Source organism: Metabacillus bambusae (assembly GCF_017497975.1).
Lineage (GTDB): Bacteria > Bacillota > Bacilli > Bacillales > Bacillaceae > Metabacillus > Metabacillus bambusae.
This window is the reverse complement of the sequence record NZ_JAGDEL010000001.1, coordinates 53778-70946: the sequence shown is the minus strand read 5'-3', so window position 1 is coordinate 70946 and position 17169 is coordinate 53778. Positions and strand designations below refer to the sequence as shown.

The window sequence follows — 17169 nt, the reverse complement described above, 5'->3', positions numbered from 1 at the left end:
TTGGCAGATTCAGTAGAAATATTTCGTGATTTACCTCTTGAGGATGTACTAGGTGACCGTTTTGGACGTTATAGTAAGTACATTATTCAAGATCGTGCACTTCCAGATGCACGTGACGGCTTAAAGCCTGTACAACGACGAATTTTATATGCCATGCACGTCGATGGAAATACAAATGATAAGAATTATCGTAAGTCAGCAAAAACAGTAGGGAATGTTATAGGTAATTACCACCCTCACGGTGATTCATCTGTATACGAAGCAATGGTTCGTATGAGTCAGGATTGGAAGGTCCGTAATCTTCTTATTCAGATGCATGGAAATAACGGTAGTATTGACGGTGATCCACCAGCCGCAATGCGTTATACGGAAGCAAGATTATCCGCAATTGCCACGGAGCTACTTCGTGATATTGAAAAAGAAACGGTGGAATTTGTACCGAACTTTGATGACACTAGTAAGGAACCATTGGTTTTACCTGCAATGTTCCCTAATCTATTAGTGAACGGGTCAACAGGAATTTCTGCAGGTTATGCAACAGATATTCCTCCACATCATTTAGGTGAGGTCATCGATGCAGTTATTAAGCGAATGGATAAACCAAGCTGTACTGTTGATGAATTAATGACAGTAATAAAAGGCCCAGATTTCCCAACAGGTGGAATTATTCAAGGACTTGAGGGAATAAAAAAGGCGTATGAAACAGGTAAAGGTAAAATAATTATACGCGGGAAAGCAAGTATAGAAGAAATTCGTGGTGGAAAACAACAAATTGTCATTACGGAAATTCCTTTTGAAGTGAACAAAGCAAATCTTGTGAAACGTATGGATGAATTCCGCATTGAACGTAAGGTTGAGGGAATCGCTGAAGTACGTGATGACACAGATCGAACTGGTTTACGAATCGTTATTGAGCTGAAAAAGGAAGCAAATGCTGAAGGTGTATTAAATTATTTATACAAAAATAGTGACCTGCAAATTACGTACAATTTTAATATGGTTGCAATCCATAACCGTAGACCAATGTTAATGAGCTTGCCTTCCATTCTTGATGCGTATATTGGTCATCAAAAGGAAGTTGTATCAAATCGTTCAAAATATGAACTTCGTAAAGCACGTGAGCGGGAGCATATTGTTGAAGGATTAATAAAGGCATTATCGATTTTAGATGAAGTGATCGCAACTATTCGTGCTTCAAAAGACAAGCGTGATGCTAAGGATAACTTAATTCAAAAATTCGAATTTACTGAGCCACAGGCTGAAGCAATTGTATCCTTACAACTTTATCGTTTAACAAATACAGATATTACCGCATTAACAAATGAAGCAGAAGAACTTGCAAAGAAAATCGAGGAACTTTCAAGCATTCTTAATGATGAAAATGTTTTACTAAAAGTGATTAAAAATGATTTGAAAAAGGTGAAAAAGACCTATGCGGATGATCGTCGTTCTGTCATTGAGGCTGAGATTGAAGAAATAAAAATCAATCTTGAAGTTATGATCGCATCTGAGGATGTTATTGTAACGGTCACAAAGGACGGCTATGTGAAACGTACGAGTCTCAGGTCATATGCCGCATCTAACGGACAGGATTTCGGGATGAAGGATAGTGATAGATTGCTTTCTCAAATCGAAATAAATACAACCGAAGTCGTCTTACTCTTTACAAATAAAGGGAATTACTTATATTGCCCAGTGCATGAATTACCTGATATACGATGGAAAGACCTTGGTCAGCATATCGCAAACATTATACCGATTGACAGAGATGAAGTCATACTAAAGGCAATACCTGTCAAGGATTTTGCTGAGAATTATTTCTTAACCTTTATTACGAAATCAGGCATGGTGAAAAAGACTGAGTTAAGTCAATATAAAGCACAGAGGTATTCAAAACCACTGGTTGCTTTAAATCTAAAAGGTGATGATACACTAATTGATGTCCATTTAACTTCAGGACAAAATGATTTATTCTTAGTGACACAGTTAGGGTATGGTTTGTGGTTTGAGGAAGAAGAAGTAAGCATTGTTGGTCCAAGAGCTGCTGGTGTAAAAGGGATTAATCTAAAACCAGATGATTTTGTCGTTAGCGGAAAAGTAATCGAACGTGATAAAAAAGCATTTTTAGTTATTGCCACTCAAAGAGGTGCAGTAAAGAAGATGAATGTTTCTGACTTTGAAAAATCATCACGTGCTAAACGTGGTTTAGTTATGCTTAGAGAATTAAAAAATAATCCACATAGAGTTGTTGGAGCAGAAATTGCTCAAGACAAGGGCGAGTTTTATCTCGAGACAGAAAAAGGTGTAATTGAATGTATCAATCTTGCATCATTAAGACCTAATGACCGATATAGTAACGGTTCCTTCGTTATTGATGAACAAGATGCTGGTTCTGTCACAAAAGTGTGGTTAACACTTGCTGACGAAAAAGATAATCATTCATAAAAATAGGGCTGATCCATCATTGGATCAGCCCTAATCTTTATTTCACATGATCATTTTTCAAAACTAATAAAGAAATCTTTACTTTTTTTGAAAATAATCTGAGAATGCGTGTATGATTTCTATCCCTTGATACGTGAATAGACTAAGTGCAGTAATTGAAAAAGCAACAACTGGAATCATTCTTAACCAAAACATCATTTATAAAACCTCCTATTTAATATTATTAGGTAGTAAATAAATGATTTCTAGAAAAGTATGATGATTGATAATAAACTGAGTAAAGGAAATGTCTTATTTTCTGATTAAATCTTATAGTTGAAAAGATCAATAGTGTTATGATCACTATAAGTAAGATTAAAGGATCCTTTACTTGAATGCTGTCTAGGTGATTAAAATGCTTTTGATCATCCTCTTGGAGATTAATTGTAGCTAAGGATGCTTCCGTTTCAACGGCTAACACTTTTGCTTGATTAATAGGGTGATTTAAGTGAGACATTGAAACAATATGAAACCCTACAAACACTAACAAAAGCATCATAATCGATTTAATCAGCAAGCGAAGTTTCAATGATGTCACCCCTTTGCCGTGTAATAGATCTATCATAATCCTTTTTTCCACATTTGAATAGTATTTTAATTGTCTAAGAAAACCTTTTTTTGTCGGATTAAGAGTGTAAGGGTTTACTTTTTTCGGAAGACTCTGTTAAGAAATATTGATAATAGGAGGGATTCACATGACAAAGCAAAAATTTATAGTTACAGATACTGCATATGCCACTGAATTTGATGCTAGCGTTGTTGCCAATGAACGAGCTTGGCAATAACAACATCTATATTAGGCTTAGGGAAGATTGTTTAGAGTCCATTTAAGGCGAAAAGTCCTATCATTTATTCAATAAATGGGTTGCTTCGGTAGCTCTTTATTCTTATTCTACTTACAATGCAGCTTAGAATGAATAGGTTATGCTACAATTTAAATAAGACATGTAAAATTTAAATTCTGGACTATAGACAAAAGCTATTAGATGGTAAGGAGTAAGCTTTGGATAAAAAAGTTAAGCAACTAATGAGGGATTTACAGCAATCAACATGCTATCATATATTTTACTGTTTTAACGATTTAGAACGCTATATAGAAAATGCAGTTTCCTACATCTGCTCTGGAATCGAGCAAGGGGATTATGTTTTTGTTATCGAAAACGAAAGGATATTTCCATTACTATATAAGAAAGTAGAACCTTTATTAACTAAGGTACAACTGGACAAAATTAAGCATGTTAATAACTTTGATTTTTACTGTTCACATGGAGATTTTCATCCACCTACTATTGTTTCTTATTTTTCAAATATGTTAGAGACTTACATAGAAAAAAACGCTTCCATTCGAACTTGGGCTCATGTAGAATGGGGAGATCTACAGGAAATAACATGTAAAATAGAACAATTTGAACAAGTAGCTAATAAGGCGGTACAATCGATGAAGGTTATTTCAGTTTGTGCATATGATGAAGACAGACTAACTGAATCACTTAAAGCTTCATTAATTAGTTCTCATGAGTATACTTTAACAGATAGTGAAATCATTACTTTTAATAATTGACCAACTAAAATAACATTACATAATCTAATAAATTGTTTTTTTTCGCAAACTTTGTTGCTATTTACCAAGTAGTGCGGTGTGGTTGATTCCGCTCCAATCAACCTTAAATAGTTATCGTTAAAAAGCAACAATCTCTTAGAAAAGTGGCAATAAATTAATTTCTGAACTAAGGAGTGGCGGTGCTGAAAGAAGGCATCGTCTTTTTCTTATTAACGAACAGGTCAGTTTAGATTCATCAAAAAAACATTTTTAAAGAGGTTTTTTCGGATTAAAAGAGAATTTAATACTAATCCAGATGATCCTACATAGATAGCTTAAATTAGTGAGGTTTTTATTTACAACAGCAGCTTTTAAACAAACATAAGCAGCTATATGTTATTGAAGGAGATAATAAGAGTATCTAGGGGTTAATCAATAAAGGAGCAGTTTTATGAATTTTAATATGAAAGAAGCTATTGAGCTTCTTGAACGTACACCACAAACATTAGAGTGTTTTTTATCTGGTTTAACTGATGGTTGGTTGCAATGCAATGAAGGTGAAGGAACCTGGAATGTCTCTGAAGTGATTGAGCACCTTATTGATGCAGAGAAAAATAATTGGATACCGAGACTAGAAATTATTCTTCAGGAGGGTGAAAGTAAACCATTTCCACCATTTGATCGTAATTCTCACTTAAATCAAAGGTCTGAAAGTTCGATTGAACAAAAGTTGCTTGAATTTAAAACGATTAGAGCACTAAATATAACTAAACTAAAGGTTCTTATTGAAGCTGAATTGCAACTTGAATTAGCAGGTTCACACCCTGAATTTGGTTTAGTTAAGGTAAGTGAATTGCTTTCTACGTGGGTGGTTCATGATTTAACCCACATTGCTCAAATCGTTCGGGTCATGGCCGAGAGATACAGAGAAGACGTTGGGCCTTGGAAAGAATATTTAGGTATATTGAAAAAGTAATGATCAAATGAAAAAGCTCTTTTCTCAATGAGTGTTACTTTAAATAACCTGGGTAAAAATTACTTTTTATGGTAAAATTTTTACAGGGATTTATTAACTAGGCTGTTTTCGCCAACTTTGTTGCTATTTACCAAGTAATGGAGTGTGGTTGATTTCCGCTCCAGTTGCTCGCTTTCCGCGGGGCGGGTGGTGAGCCTCCTTGGCGTAAACGCCTGAATGAGTCTCACCTGTCCCGCTGCTCCCGCAGGAGTCTCAAACTTCCGCTCCAATCAACCTGAATTAGTTTTTATTTTAAAAGCAACAATCTATTAGAAAAAAGCCATTAACTAAAACACCCATTACTTTATTTAAGATAGGAGTGATATTTTTGATTAACAAAGTAGGTCAAATCATGCTTTATGTAAATAACCAAGATGAGGCAGTGAAATTTTGGGTTGAGAAAGTAGGGTTTAGTGTAATAAGTGAAGATAATAATGGTCTGGGAATGAGATGGATTGAAATTTCGCCATCGAAGGATACAGAGACAAGTATCATTCTACATAGTAAGGAATTAGTTGCTAAAATGTCACCTGGATTAAATCTTGGTACACCTTCTTTAATGTTTTTCACAGAAACCCTTGAAGAACTATATAAGGACTTTTCTAATAAAAATATCACAATCGGTGAAATTGTAAATATGCCTTCTGGAAGAGTATTTAACTTTTCAGACAGTGAAGGCAATTACTTCGCAGTCATGGAAAAAAGTTGATAAGATACTACTGAATGCTTGCCAAAATCAAACTCTATCTATGGTAAGAGGTACAAAAAAGAGGCTGACTTAAAAGGGTCTGACACCTCCCAACATTACTAATATATAGTAGCCTTTAACGTATAAGGTGCTATATATTGTGTTGGAGGGGTCTGACCCTTTGGTTTTGAGTCATCCTCTTTCGTTGCTCCATTATAGCCCACAATAGTTGCAGGTAAATTTAAGTAAGTTTTTGAAAAAGTTAAATAAAAAAATTCAACAAAGCTTATTAAAGTTAATCGGCCTTCTTCGTTAAAGGAGAAGGGGCCGATTAGTGTTTAAAGAGTTTACACCTGGAATTCAAACTGCTTAGAATACAGGTGTGCATACGCTCCATCGCGTGCAAGTAATGCGGTGTGTGTACCTTGTTCCACAATACCGTCCTCCGTTAAAACGATAATCCGCTCAGCGTTGCGGATAGTGGAGAGGCGATGGGCAATAACGATAGTTGTACGTCCCTTTGCTAACGATTCTAGTGATTCCTTGACGATGCTTTCACTCTCGTTATCTAGTGCGCTCGTTGCCTCATCAAATATGAGAACTGGTGGATTCTTCAAGAATACGCGAGCGATACTTAATCGCTGCTTTTGACCACCAGACAGTTTGACACCTCGTTGTCCGATCTCGGAGTTGTAGCCGTTTGGCAAGTTCATAATAAAGTCATGGGCATTGGCGTGCTTAGCTGCCGCGATAATTTCTTCATCATTCGCTGATGGATTTCCATAGCGGATATTTTCTGTCACCGTTCCTGTGAAGAGGTAAACATCTTGCTGTACAACACCAATTGTTTTTCTTAAGGACTGTAGGTCGATATCACGGACGTTGATCCCATCTAGTAACACTTCCCCATCAGTCACATCATAAAAGCGAGGGATGAGCGAGCATAATGTCGTTTTTCCCGCACCAGACGGACCAACTAATGCAACGTATTCTCCTGGTTGTACACGAAGTGACAGGTTTACTAAGACATTGTCTAATTGATCTTCGTATCGGAAGGTAGCTTGCTTGAATTCAATTTCACCATGTACATCATTTAGGGTAATGGCATTCAGGTTGTTTTTGATTGCCGGCATTAGATTCATGATTTCCATAAAGCGCTGGAAGCCAGTGATTCCTTCTTGAAACTGCATGCTCATATGAGTCAGTCGTTGAATTGGTTCAATCATAAAGCTGATATACAGTAAAAAAGTGATCAAATCTGCTAAATCTAACGTTTTTCCCGCGATAAGAGCACTACCAAAGATGACCACTGTAATGGTAATAAGTTGGATAAACGTTTCAACACCATTGAAAAAATACGCTTCAGCCTTGTACGTTTTTTTTCGGCTATCAAGAAAACGATTATTTTCTCGGTTAAACTTCTCGATCTCGATAAACTCGTTGGCAAACGATTTTACTACGCGGATTCCTGATAGACTATCCTCAACCTGTGCGTTTACGTCTCCAATTCGTTCTTTGTTTCTTCTTAATGCTTTATTCAACAGCTTATTAAAATACAATACAAAGACAATTAAGAATGGTAAAAAACAGAATACGGCGATCGTTAATGGTGCATTAATAAAGTACAAAATGACGAATGCTCCAATAAAACGGACGAGATATTTGACATAGTCTTCTGGACCGTGATGGTACAGCTCGGATAGCAGTAGCAGGTCGTTCGTTATTCGAGACATGAGCTGACCTGTCTTTTCCTTATCATAAAAGCTAAAGGAAAGCTTTTGCATGTGCTCGAACAGCTCGCTTCGCATATCACTTTCCATACGAGCACCAACTTCATGACCTTTGTAGTCCACAAAGAAGTTCCCGATATTCTGGATTGCGACTAAAACAAGCATTAGCCCACCAATCCAATACACTTTACTTAGCGCAGTGGACAAGTCACCTGCTAGAACATCTTTCGTAATATACCGAACGAGCAACGGAAACACCAAAGTCACAACAGAAACGATAAAAGCGCACACCAATATCGAAAGAAACAACGTTAAATAAGGTTTGTAATATGAGAAAAATTTTTTAAATGGAAAATGCATGATTTACCCCTTTATGTGTTATTTAAATGAACACATATAAGGGAGTACACCGTTAACAATTTAAGAAAGTGTTCCACCCTTATATGTTTGTACGGTTTGTTTTGTTATGTTTTTCATGTAAATTTCCTCCTTTTCGTTGATGCTTTTATTGTAAGCGATTTCTTATAGTGGTGAACAGTGTTTTTCTGTATTTTTTAGTTGCTTTTATGTTGTTTGAACATACCTGCAAAAAGAAGATACTGTCGGGTGCTTTTTCATATGAAAAATTAACATTTTCCGTTAACAAAGCCCATTTGAAAAAAACCGATCAACCACATTATTTCGTGTGATCGATCGGTTTTTTTGGAATAAAATCAAAAATTTCGTGAGTCTCAAAGCTATCAACTAAGCGATTTAACCAGCCGTAGTATTCTAACGATTGATGAAGCTTCTCAATGTCACTTTTTATTTCATTTATAAACTCTTCGGTGAGTTCTGGCTTTTCAAGGAGTAAATTAAGTTCTCGTAACGATTTCTCAATTGCAGAAACATTAATTTGTACACCATTTCTCCATTTTATTGTGAAAAAATCAATAAAGGTTTGATACCAATCTTCCTCAGCTACGTATAAATCCTTGCGATTACCTTTTTTCCAAACCTTGTCCACCATATGTAAATCCATTAGGTTCCTAACAGAAGTACTCATACTTGTTTTACTCATACCTAATTCATTTTTCATTTCATCTAAGGTCATAGGCTGATTTTGAAAGTAAAGTAGCCCCCACAATCTTCCTACTGAAGGTGTTACACCATATAAGTTCATATTTTGAGAGATTGCTTCAATTACACGTTCGCGAGCTTTCTCAAGTTCTTCTTTACTTTGCAAACCCTGTCACATCCTATTAGCTAATGTATATATACAGACTACATTTATATGATTTGATTGTAAAGGCAATGAAGGAAAAGGAAAATGGAGGAATTGTAAGTATATAGAACGTAAAGTACGTACAGTATTTTCTGTACGTACTTTACGGAGTTAAATGAGCTTATTTGCGCTTTGTAATCATTTTGTACTATTTCTATAATTAATAAGGCATAGTGTTCGTGACAATAAATCATTGAAGGGAAGGATTAATTAATAATAGATGGTTAGTCGCGCTTTATATGAGTCAATAGGTAGAGGTGGAAAAATGAATAGTAATGAACGTACGGTAAAAATCACTGTTCGAGAAGTATCGAAAATTTTTGGGAAAAACACTAAAAAAGCTGCTCAGCTTCTCAAACAAGGAAAATCAAAGCAAGAAATATTAAAAGAAACAGGTTCTACTGTAGGTGTTAATCGTGCAAACTTTGAAGTCTATCCAGGCGAAATATTCGTTATTATGGGACTTTCCGGTAGTGGTAAATCAACTTTAGTTCGCATGTTTAACCGATTAATAGAACCGACAAGTGGTCAAGTATTAATTGATGGGGAAGATATTGTTTCAATGAGTAAGGAAGAATTACGAAATGTCCGTCGTAAAAAGCTAAGTATGGTCTTTCAACGATTTGCCCTTTTCCCACATCGAACAGTTTTGGCTAATGCTGAATATGGACTAGAGATTCAAGGTGTTAGCAAGGAAAATCGTAAGGAACGTGCATTAGAAGCCCTTAAGCTTGTTGGTCTGGAAGGATATGAACATCAAATCCCAAGTCAATTAAGTGGTGGTATGCAGCAAAGGGTCGGACTTGCTCGTGCATTAGCTAATGATCCTGATATTTTATTAATGGATGAGGCATTTAGTGCACTTGATCCACTTATTAGAAAAGACATGCAGGATGAATTATTAGAGCTTCAGTCAACTATGGAAAAAACAATTATCTTTATCACACATGATCTTGATGAGGCCCTACGAATTGGTGACCGAATCGCTTTAATGAAGGATGGAAATATTGTTCAAATTGGTACACCAGAAGAAATCTTGATGAATCCATCTAATGACTATGTAGAGCGATTTGTTGAGGATGTCGATTTATCAAAAGTATTAACTGCTGGTCATGTTATGAAGCGGCCAGAAACGATTCAACTTGAAAAAGGAGCTAGGGTTGCTCTTAAGGTGATGAAAGATAACGGAATCTCTACTGTTTATATTGTTGATAAACAAAAGAGATTAATAGGAGCTGTAACTGCTGCTGATGCAAGAGATGCGGTAGAAAAAAATCTGACTTTAGCGGAAGTGCTAAATAAAGATGTAACGACCGTTCAGCAAGATACACTTCTTATAGACCTATTTGATGATGTATCTATGGCAACGATCCCTGTAGCTGTTATTGATCAGGACAAACGACTAAAGGGTATTGTCATAAGAGGAGCAGTTATTGGAGCATTAGCAGGTAATGAGACGTACATTAATGACATTGAATACAAAGAGCTCCCTGCACAAGTAGAAAGGGAGGTACTCTAAGATGGATGAATTATTACCAAAGTTGCCTATAGCCAATTGGATCGACATGATCATCGAATGGCTTGTTAATCATTTTGAACCTTTCTTTGAAAGTATCGCTACTGGGTTAGAGTTCTTCGTAGATGGAATCGTTCTAGGTTTAGGTATCATTCCAACGATTATTTTAGCAATTATTGTTAGTTTACTAGCATGGAAGGTTTGTAATTGGCGTATCGCACTATTTTCATTAGTAGGATTATTATTAATTGATAATCTAGGATATTGGGAAAACATGCTAGACACAATCGCTTTAGTCATTACATCGGTAGGTATATCTATAATTCTTGGTATTCCGATTGGAATATGGGCATCTCAAAGTGAGACGGTCGGCAAAATAGTGACACCAATCCTTGATTTTATGCAAACAATGCCTGCATTTGTTTATTTACTACCTGCAATCTTTTTCTTTAATATTGGCGTTGTACCAGGAGTGGTCGCATCCGTTATTTTCGCAATGCCTCCAACTATTCGCTTAACAATTTTAGGGATTAAGCAAGTACCTGAAGATTTAATAGAAGCAACTCAAGCATTTGGATCAACAACAGCTCAAAAATTACTGAAGGTACAATTACCATTGGCATTACCAACAATTATGGCTGGTATAAACCAAAGCATCATGCTTGCTTTATCGATGGTAGTGATTGCCTCAATGGTTGGCGCACCAGGCTTAGGTGCGGACGTATATCGTGCCGTTACACAATTACAAACTGGAACAGGTTTTGAAGCTGGTTTGGCAATCGTAATCATTGCGATTATATTAGACCGGATAACTCAAAATATAGGAAAAACAAAAAAAGGGGGAACAGCTTAATGTTTACAAAATTTTCAAAAGTAACATTAGCATTAGGATTATCATTGGGTTTAGCTGCTTGTAGTGGCGGAGAGGAAAGTAGTGGGACTACTGATTCTGGTAGCAACACAGCATCTCTTGGAGAGAGTGTAGAATACAAAATTACGGGTATTGATCCTGGTGCAGGAATTATGAAAGCAACTGCAGCTGCGCTTGAAGAGTATGAGTTAACAGATTGGGAGCTTATTGAAGGATCAGGAGCAGCAATGACTGCATCTCTTAAAAAAGCTTATGACGATGAAGAACCGATTATCATAACAGGTTGGACGCCACATTGGATGTTTTCAAAATTTGATTTGAAATACTTAGAAGATCCTAAGGGTGTATATGGTGAAGCAGAAAATATTAATTCTATTGCACGTATTGGATTAGCTGAAGATCTACCGGGCGTTCATAAGGTATTAGATCAATTCCACTGGACACCAGACGAAATGGGCGTAATTATGAGCAATATTCAAGATGGAACATCACCTGAAGATGCAGCTGCTGCTTGGGTAGAAGAAAATACTGACAAAGTAGCAGAATGGACGAAAGATGCACAAAAAGGTAATGGAGAAGAAGTGAAATTAGCTTATGTTGCATGGGATAGTGAAATCGCAAGTACAAATGTTGTCGCAAAAGTACTTCAAGACTTAGGATATGAAGTAACACTAAGTCAAGTCGAAGCAGGTCCTATGTGGGCTGGTGTAGCTGATGGTAGTATTGACGCACATATCGCAGGTTGGTTACCACTAACTCATGCGGATCAATACAAAAAATACGAAGGTGATTTTGAGGACCTTGGTGCAAACCTTGAAGGTGCAAAAACTGGATTAGTTGTTCCTGAATATATGGACATTGATTCAATTGAAGATTTAAAAGAATAATCTAAAAGTAACACCCACGTACATTTTCATAATACGTGGGTGTTTTTCATATTGTTTAGCTATTTATATTTACAAACTTTTATAGTTGGAGCAATATAGAAATAGACTAATATAAAGAGGTAAAACAAATGTTTGTAATTGAAAATTTAATTTATAAAGACATCTTACTTATAGACAGGATGGAAATCCCTGCTAATAAGATTACTTGCCTTGTTGGTGAAAGTGGAGCGGGTAAATCAACATTATTAAAAATGTTAAATATTATGCTATCACCAGATGGAGGGGAGATTTATTTTAAGGATAAAAATATAAAAGTTGCTGATCCAATACTACATAGAAGAAAAGTTGTCATGCTAGCACAGCAACCTACCATTTTTGAAGGAACAATTCGCGATAACTTAAACATAGGGTTGAACTTTTCAGAGAAAAAGCTGAAAGAAGATCATGAATTGAACAAGGCTTTAGAAATTGTGCATTTAAATAAAGCTTTAAATGAAGATGCTGGTACTTTATCAGGTGGAGAAAAACAACGACTTGCTTTAGCAAGAGTGTATCTAATGGAACCAGAAGTATATCTGTTAGATGAACCAACAGCAGCTCTTGATGAAGACGCTGAATCTGTAGTAATGGCCAGCTTTATTAAGCAGGTTAAGCAAAACGGCCAATCCGTTATTATGATCACACATTCACAAAAGATCGCAGCAAAATATGCAGAAAAGATGATAACACTAGAGAAAAGAGCAGTGGACAGAGGATGAATAACGTCATACGAGATATTGAATTTTGGCGATTAGTTGCCGGCTACCTCTTCATTTTATTATTAATCGCATTTGTAAAATGGCGTGGTCTAAAACGTGAAAAACGAATTATCATCTCCACAGCAAGAATGACGATTCAATTGATTTTAGTGGGATATATTCTTACCTATATATTTGAACAACCAAATCCATTTCTAATTACATTAATCGTTTTGTTAATGCTTTGCTTTGCCGTGTACAATACATATAAACAAGTAGCCATACCTATTAACAAAAAACTAAAGAAAATTATTGCTATATCTATGGTATCTGGTTCACTTGTTACACTCATTTACTTTAATTTTGTTGTTATTCATTTTCAACCTTGGTATGAACCACAGTATCTTATACCAATTGCAGGGATGATTATTGGCAACTCAATGACAGGAATTACTCTAGGTGTAAAGAATTTAGTTGAAGGGATCCAAAGAGAAAAACAGCTAATCGAAGGTGCTTTAATGCTAGGAGCAAAACCAGAGGCAGCAACAAAAGCAGTTGTGAATTCTGCATTCGATTCAGCCATTTTACCAACCATAAATAATTTAGTTGGTATGGGGATTGTTTTTTTACCTGGTATGATGACAGGACAAATATTAGCAGGGATTAGCCCATTAATTGCAATTGAATATCAGATCGCTGTTTTACTTGGTATTACTGGAAGTGTTGCACTAACAGTAATGATTTTTACATATTTTGGATATAGGACGTTTTTTAATGAGAAGGCACAGTTTAAGGATTAAGAATAAATTCCCCTCAGGAAGTTTTCATTATTATTTCCTGAGGGCAACTGTAGTTCTTCAGTCAAGTTAGGAAAGCACCAATTAGAATTTTTAATAATGGTCATTTCATTCTTCAATAAGCTTGTGTATGTTGAGCACGAAGTTTAATCTCATCAAAAAACAGCCTTACTCTGTTATAGTAGTGAGTAAGGCTGTTCATCATAAGGTTTTGTCATAGAAAAGGAAAGCAAGTAAACGTAATAGTTGATTTAACGGATAAATAGGATAAAATGCTAAATAAGATTTTACCTGACAACAAAGGACGTGTTTAACTATGATTACTGAGAAAAATGTCACCCTTTATTTTGTGAGACATGGGGAAACTCAATATAATGTTGAAAAGCGGATGCAAGGTTTTTGTGATTCTCCGCTTACTGAAAAAGGTATTTCACAAGCAAAATCAGTTGGAAAAGGCTTATCAGATATCCACTTTACAGCTGCTTACTCTAGTGACAGTCAGAGAGTTTTAGATACTGCCAAATATACTATTGGAGAACGAGATATTCCGTTAACTATTGATAAGCGACTCAAAGAAATGAATTTTGGTGTTTTGGAATCGTTAGTAGAAGAGGAAATCCCAGCTTTATATGGCAATGTACTTGAAACTTTATTCAGCTTAGATTTAGATGCTTGTGCTCCAGAAGGCGAGACTTATGCACAACTGTTTAGAAGAACCGAAAGTGCAATTGAAGAAATTGTCAAAATGCATGCCTCCGAGGGAGGAAATATTCTCATCTTTTCTCATGGAGTAACAATAGGCAATTACATCGTACAAATAACGAAAAGCAGCGAATTTGCAGTGCATGAAAATTGCAGTGTTTCTGTTGTCAGTTACTTGAATGGTAAGCCACAGGTTGAAAAAATTGCTGATACTTCGTTTAGAGAAAAAGGTAGTCAGTGCTTAACAAATGGATAAGTCAGTTTCTTTGTAGTTTTCATGATACAAAAGGAGAGAAGGTAACAGTCTGAGTACCGCTCTCCTTTTTTCTGTTAATCTCTTAAATACCTATTTAACTGTACTTATCTAGTTCCAAATTAGACTATGGTGTCTTTCACTGATAACCGACTATCCTGAGAAGTTTTTTTTATTTGTATTATTCCTTAAAGGCTCTACAACAATGAATTGATATAAATAATTAAGAAGTGCTACAAATAAACTTAGATAAAAGAGATGGCTCCTTTTCATCCTAACCATTTTATAAATTTTAAATTTTTCAGCAAGGGTTGTTAAAGGATAAGCAAATAAATAATCGGCAAAAACATTAGTAATTATATAAAGCCAAATTTTTTTATAAGTTAATTTAAATATCCATAAATTTATTGTGAAAAAAAGCCCAAACACAAATGTTATATCAGTAGATAAACTTGGGAAAATTGGTTTTTTTACTATCCACCATTTACGGCTTTTGGACAATTCACTTATTAAAGATATTAACAATGAACTAAAAGTAGCAGTAGGTAAAAATCTTCGGAATGCCTCACTTCCAAATAATGAAAAGGTAAACCATGGAGCAAAAAGTAAGACAAACATCTTCCAATTTTTCATAAAATAGTGCCTCCGTGAATGATTATAATAAAATACTATTTTTTATTATGGTATTAAATGCATTAAATATACTTAAATAGATCGTTACTTTATAAAAGTTATCCTTCACCTATAATTAAGTAAAAAGTCTAAATAGCTTGGGTTGCCAAAAACTCTGCATTTAAAGCCTTGCCTAATTGGCCAGCAGGGAGAGGTAGAGTGGTGTTCAATATCAAATGGAGTAAGGATTATTGTACGAAGGAGAAGATAAGTATAAATATTGAATATTCCTTTACAAGAATATTCAATATGAGTTATATTCGTATTGGAAGGAGAAGGTAATATGGGTGTGAAAATCACAACAACTTTGAATGCGCTTGCCGAGCCCAACCGACTACAAATTGTTGAGCTTTTGCGTGATAGCCCTCTCACTGTAGGGGAAATTGCTAAACAACTAGGACTTCAACAGCCACAAACTTCCAAACATCTCCGCGTACTCAATGAATCTGGACTAGTCGAGGTGCATGCAATTGCTAATCGGCGAATCTACAAGCTGTGTAAGCAGCCATTCCAAGACCTAGATTATTGGCTTGAGTCTTTCCAGAGTGTCTGGCATGACAGATTCGATCGCTTGGATAATTATTTGTGTGAAATGCAAGGAAAGACTGATTTGTGACAAAAAGATTACTACTTTTCAAGAAGTGACGACTTATTACACAAAAATAAGGAGGAATTGAAATGTCTGAAAACAAAGTAACACACAATATGTCAACTAACGTAGAAGGGCGAGTTCTTTTCATAGAGCGAATCTTTAACGCGCCACGAGATATAGTATTTAAAGCATTTTCTGAGCCTGAGCGCTTGGCAAGTTGGTGGGGACCAATGGGATGGCAAACAGAAAATAGAAAATTTGAGTTTAAGCCTAACGGCGTTTGGCATTATTGTATGCGTTGCACAGATGAGAAGCAAGGTGAGTTTTTTGGACAAGAATCTTGGGGTAAAGCTGTCTATCAAGAAATTATTCCGCCTGAGAAGATTGTCTATACAGATGTGTTTTCAGATCAGGAAGGCAATACTGTCGATGGAATGCCAGAGATGCTGATTACGATGAATTTTGTTGAACACGAAGGAAAGACGAAACTTATTACGAGTTCTCAATTTGCTTCAATCGATGCTCTTCAGCAGGTAATAGACATGGGTGTGATTCAAGGAATGTCCTCGCAATTTGACCGCCTCGACGACCTACTGATAGAGCTACAGTAGATCTGATAAAAAGAATTAGGAGTTGTTAAGGTAACCCCTAATTCTTTTTGTAAAAGGGGATATTTTGAATAAGTACGAAAAAGTTTCAACAGTATTTGATCTTTACCAAAGAGGCTCAATTCCATAACAAGAATTGTGCTCTTTTTTTTATTATAAATACTCCTATTAACGAGTTTTACTATATTTGGTATTATTAGAGAGATATATAGTAGGATTATTGAGTGTTTAGAATAAATTTGGTAGTACAAGTATTGAAAGGGGAATGCAAATGAGTGGAGAAACACTTCCAGGTTGGTTTTGGTTTATATATTATTTATTTTTAATCGTTACACTTTTTGGTAGTAGCATTTCAATATGGAAAAAGAAAAATGTAGGGTTGTCCGTTTTTACGGTATTTATAACTATTCTTACGCCTTTACTATTTTTACCTTTTAGTATTGGAAGAACAAGGGGAAATGAATTCGAACATTTAATCTCACAAACTTTACAAGCTGATATGTTTGCCATTTTATGTTTATTAGGATTCTCCTTAATAATTTTTTGGTGGGTATTTTTTATAATAACACTCAAAAATCCAACTAAAATAAGCAATTAATAAGAATTGATTGGATTACATAACGCAAATTTTCTAATTCTTGTTTGAAGTGTTCCATACTCTTAAATTCTTTAAGATAAAGTGTGTTTGAGTTTAATACTGTAGTTGTTGTGGTAGCTACTTTTTATATTGAATAACGTGGAAGTTATTGGAAGAACAGGGATGAAAATATTAAAGGTTTTTATTTTTTTTTTGAGTGAAATTGTGAAGGATTA

At 35.5% G+C, this 17169-nt stretch carries 17 protein-coding genes; 13 read left to right on the top strand and 4 right to left on the bottom strand.

The annotated features are described in order from the left end of the window. The gene (parC, locus tag I7822_RS00300) at positions 1-2445 is read left to right on the top strand and encodes a DNA topoisomerase IV subunit A (RefSeq protein WP_207974815.1); all 2445 of its coding nucleotides are present in this window, start codon (positions 1-3) and stop codon (positions 2443-2445) included. 223 nt (positions 2446-2668) lie between these two features. On the opposite strand, the gene I7822_RS00295 is transcribed toward parC, so the two are convergent. Continuing rightward, a complete protein-coding gene (locus I7822_RS00295) occupies positions 2669-3013 on the bottom strand; it encodes a hypothetical protein (protein ID WP_207974814.1) in 345 nt (114 codons plus the stop codon). A gap of 474 nt (positions 3014-3487) precedes the next feature. Here I7822_RS00295 and I7822_RS00290 point away from each other — a divergent pair, with 474 nt between their 5' ends. From I7822_RS00290 to I7822_RS00280, 3 genes are all read left to right on the top strand, one after another. Next, complete coding sequence (locus I7822_RS00290; protein ID WP_207974813.1) at positions 3488-4045, top strand: MEDS domain-containing protein; 558 nt, start codon at positions 3488-3490, stop codon at positions 4043-4045. A 430-nt stretch (positions 4046-4475) separates the two neighbouring features. Further along, positions 4476-5000: a DinB family protein gene (locus I7822_RS00285; RefSeq protein ID WP_207974812.1), complete on the top strand. Its 525-nt coding sequence runs from the start codon at positions 4476-4478 to the stop codon at positions 4998-5000. Positions 5001-5367: 367 nt separating this feature from the next. Beyond that, positions 5368-5748, top strand: a complete 381-nt coding sequence (locus I7822_RS00280; RefSeq protein ID WP_207974811.1) for a VOC family protein — start codon at positions 5368-5370, stop codon at positions 5746-5748. 326 nt (positions 5749-6074) lie between these two features. On the opposite strand, the gene I7822_RS00275 is transcribed toward I7822_RS00280, so the two are convergent. Next, positions 6075-7817, bottom strand: coding sequence for an ABC transporter ATP-binding protein (locus tag I7822_RS00275; protein WP_207974810.1), 1743 nt, complete (start codon positions 7815-7817; stop codon positions 6075-6077). 316 nt (positions 7818-8133) lie between these two features. Then, positions 8134-8682, bottom strand: coding sequence for a choline uptake/conversion transcriptional regulator CudC (gene cudC / locus I7822_RS00270; protein WP_207974809.1), 549 nt, complete (start codon positions 8680-8682; stop codon positions 8134-8136). A gap of 304 nt (positions 8683-8986) precedes the next feature. On the opposite strand from cudC, the gene I7822_RS00265 reads away from it, so the two are divergent. The 6 genes from I7822_RS00265 to I7822_RS00240 all read left to right on the top strand — a co-directional run bounded on the left by I7822_RS00265 (position 8987) and on the right by I7822_RS00240 (position 14487). Continuing rightward, the gene (locus I7822_RS00265) at positions 8987-10240 is read left to right on the top strand and encodes a quaternary amine ABC transporter ATP-binding protein (RefSeq protein WP_207974808.1); all 1254 of its coding nucleotides are present in this window, start codon (positions 8987-8989) and stop codon (positions 10238-10240) included. 1 nt (position 10241) lies between these two features. Then, positions 10242-11090, top strand: a complete 849-nt coding sequence (locus I7822_RS00260) for an ABC transporter permease (protein WP_207974807.1) — start codon at positions 10242-10244, stop codon at positions 11088-11090. Then, positions 11090-11995 (top strand): glycine betaine ABC transporter substrate-binding protein, encoded by a 906-nt coding sequence (locus I7822_RS00255; RefSeq protein ID WP_207974806.1) that lies wholly within the window; start codon positions 11090-11092, stop codon positions 11993-11995. The genes I7822_RS00260 and I7822_RS00255 overlap by 1 nt, the downstream gene beginning before the upstream one ends. A gap of 128 nt (positions 11996-12123) precedes the next feature. After that, complete coding sequence (locus I7822_RS00250; RefSeq protein ID WP_207974805.1) at positions 12124-12753, top strand: ABC transporter ATP-binding protein; 630 nt, start codon at positions 12124-12126, stop codon at positions 12751-12753. Further along, positions 12750-13532: an ABC transporter permease gene (locus I7822_RS00245; protein WP_207974804.1), complete on the top strand. Its 783-nt coding sequence runs from the start codon at positions 12750-12752 to the stop codon at positions 13530-13532. The genes I7822_RS00250 and I7822_RS00245 overlap by 4 nt, the downstream gene beginning before the upstream one ends. 313 nt (positions 13533-13845) lie before the next feature. Beyond that, positions 13846-14487: a histidine phosphatase family protein gene (locus tag I7822_RS00240; RefSeq protein WP_207974803.1), complete on the top strand. Its 642-nt coding sequence runs from the start codon at positions 13846-13848 to the stop codon at positions 14485-14487. A gap of 150 nt (positions 14488-14637) precedes the next feature. On the opposite strand, the gene I7822_RS00235 is transcribed toward I7822_RS00240, so the two are convergent. After that, on the bottom strand, positions 14638-15117 hold the full coding sequence (locus I7822_RS00235; RefSeq protein WP_207974802.1) for a hypothetical protein: 480 nt from the start codon (positions 15115-15117) through the stop codon (positions 14638-14640). A 322-nt stretch (positions 15118-15439) separates the two neighbouring features. Here I7822_RS00235 and I7822_RS00230 point away from each other — a divergent pair, with 322 nt between their 5' ends. The 3 genes from I7822_RS00230 to I7822_RS00220 all read left to right on the top strand — a co-directional run bounded on the left by I7822_RS00230 (position 15440) and on the right by I7822_RS00220 (position 16954). After that, the gene (locus I7822_RS00230; protein ID WP_207974801.1) at positions 15440-15772 is read left to right on the top strand and encodes an ArsR/SmtB family transcription factor; all 333 of its coding nucleotides are present in this window, start codon (positions 15440-15442) and stop codon (positions 15770-15772) included. Between the two features lie 62 nt (positions 15773-15834). Then, positions 15835-16359 (top strand): SRPBCC family protein, encoded by a 525-nt coding sequence (locus tag I7822_RS00225; RefSeq protein ID WP_207974800.1) that lies wholly within the window; start codon positions 15835-15837, stop codon positions 16357-16359. 268 nt (positions 16360-16627) lie between these two features. After that, positions 16628-16954: a hypothetical protein gene (locus tag I7822_RS00220; RefSeq protein WP_207974799.1), complete on the top strand. Its 327-nt coding sequence runs from the start codon at positions 16628-16630 to the stop codon at positions 16952-16954. Positions 16955-17169 lie beyond the last annotated feature (215 nt).

Coding starts and splice junctions, on each gene's coding strand:
- I7822_RS00255 (WP_207974806.1), top strand. CDS start 11,090: ATGTTTACAAAATTTTCAAAAGTAACATTAGCATTAGGATTATCATTG.
- I7822_RS00230 (WP_207974801.1), top strand. CDS start 15,440: ATGGGTGTGAAAATCACAACAACTTTGAATGCGCTTGCCGAGCCCAAC.
- I7822_RS00220 (WP_207974799.1), top strand. CDS start 16,628: ATGAGTGGAGAAACACTTCCAGGTTGGTTTTGGTTTATATATTATTTA.
- I7822_RS00265 (WP_207974808.1), top strand. CDS start 8,987: ATGAATAGTAATGAACGTACGGTAAAAATCACTGTTCGAGAAGTATCG.
- I7822_RS00225 (WP_207974800.1), top strand. CDS start 15,835: ATGTCTGAAAACAAAGTAACACACAATATGTCAACTAACGTAGAAGGG.
- I7822_RS00245 (WP_207974804.1), top strand. CDS start 12,750: ATGAATAACGTCATACGAGATATTGAATTTTGGCGATTAGTTGCCGGC.
- I7822_RS00250 (WP_207974805.1), top strand. CDS start 12,124: ATGTTTGTAATTGAAAATTTAATTTATAAAGACATCTTACTTATAGAC.
- I7822_RS00275 (WP_207974810.1), bottom strand. CDS start 7,817: ATGCATTTTCCATTTAAAAAATTTTTCTCATATTACAAACCTTATTTA.
- I7822_RS00240 (WP_207974803.1), top strand. CDS start 13,846: ATGATTACTGAGAAAAATGTCACCCTTTATTTTGTGAGACATGGGGAA.
- I7822_RS00285 (WP_207974812.1), top strand. CDS start 4,476: ATGAATTTTAATATGAAAGAAGCTATTGAGCTTCTTGAACGTACACCA.
- I7822_RS00260 (WP_207974807.1), top strand. CDS start 10,242: ATGGATGAATTATTACCAAAGTTGCCTATAGCCAATTGGATCGACATG.
- I7822_RS00235 (WP_207974802.1), bottom strand. CDS start 15,117: ATGAAAAATTGGAAGATGTTTGTCTTACTTTTTGCTCCATGGTTTACC.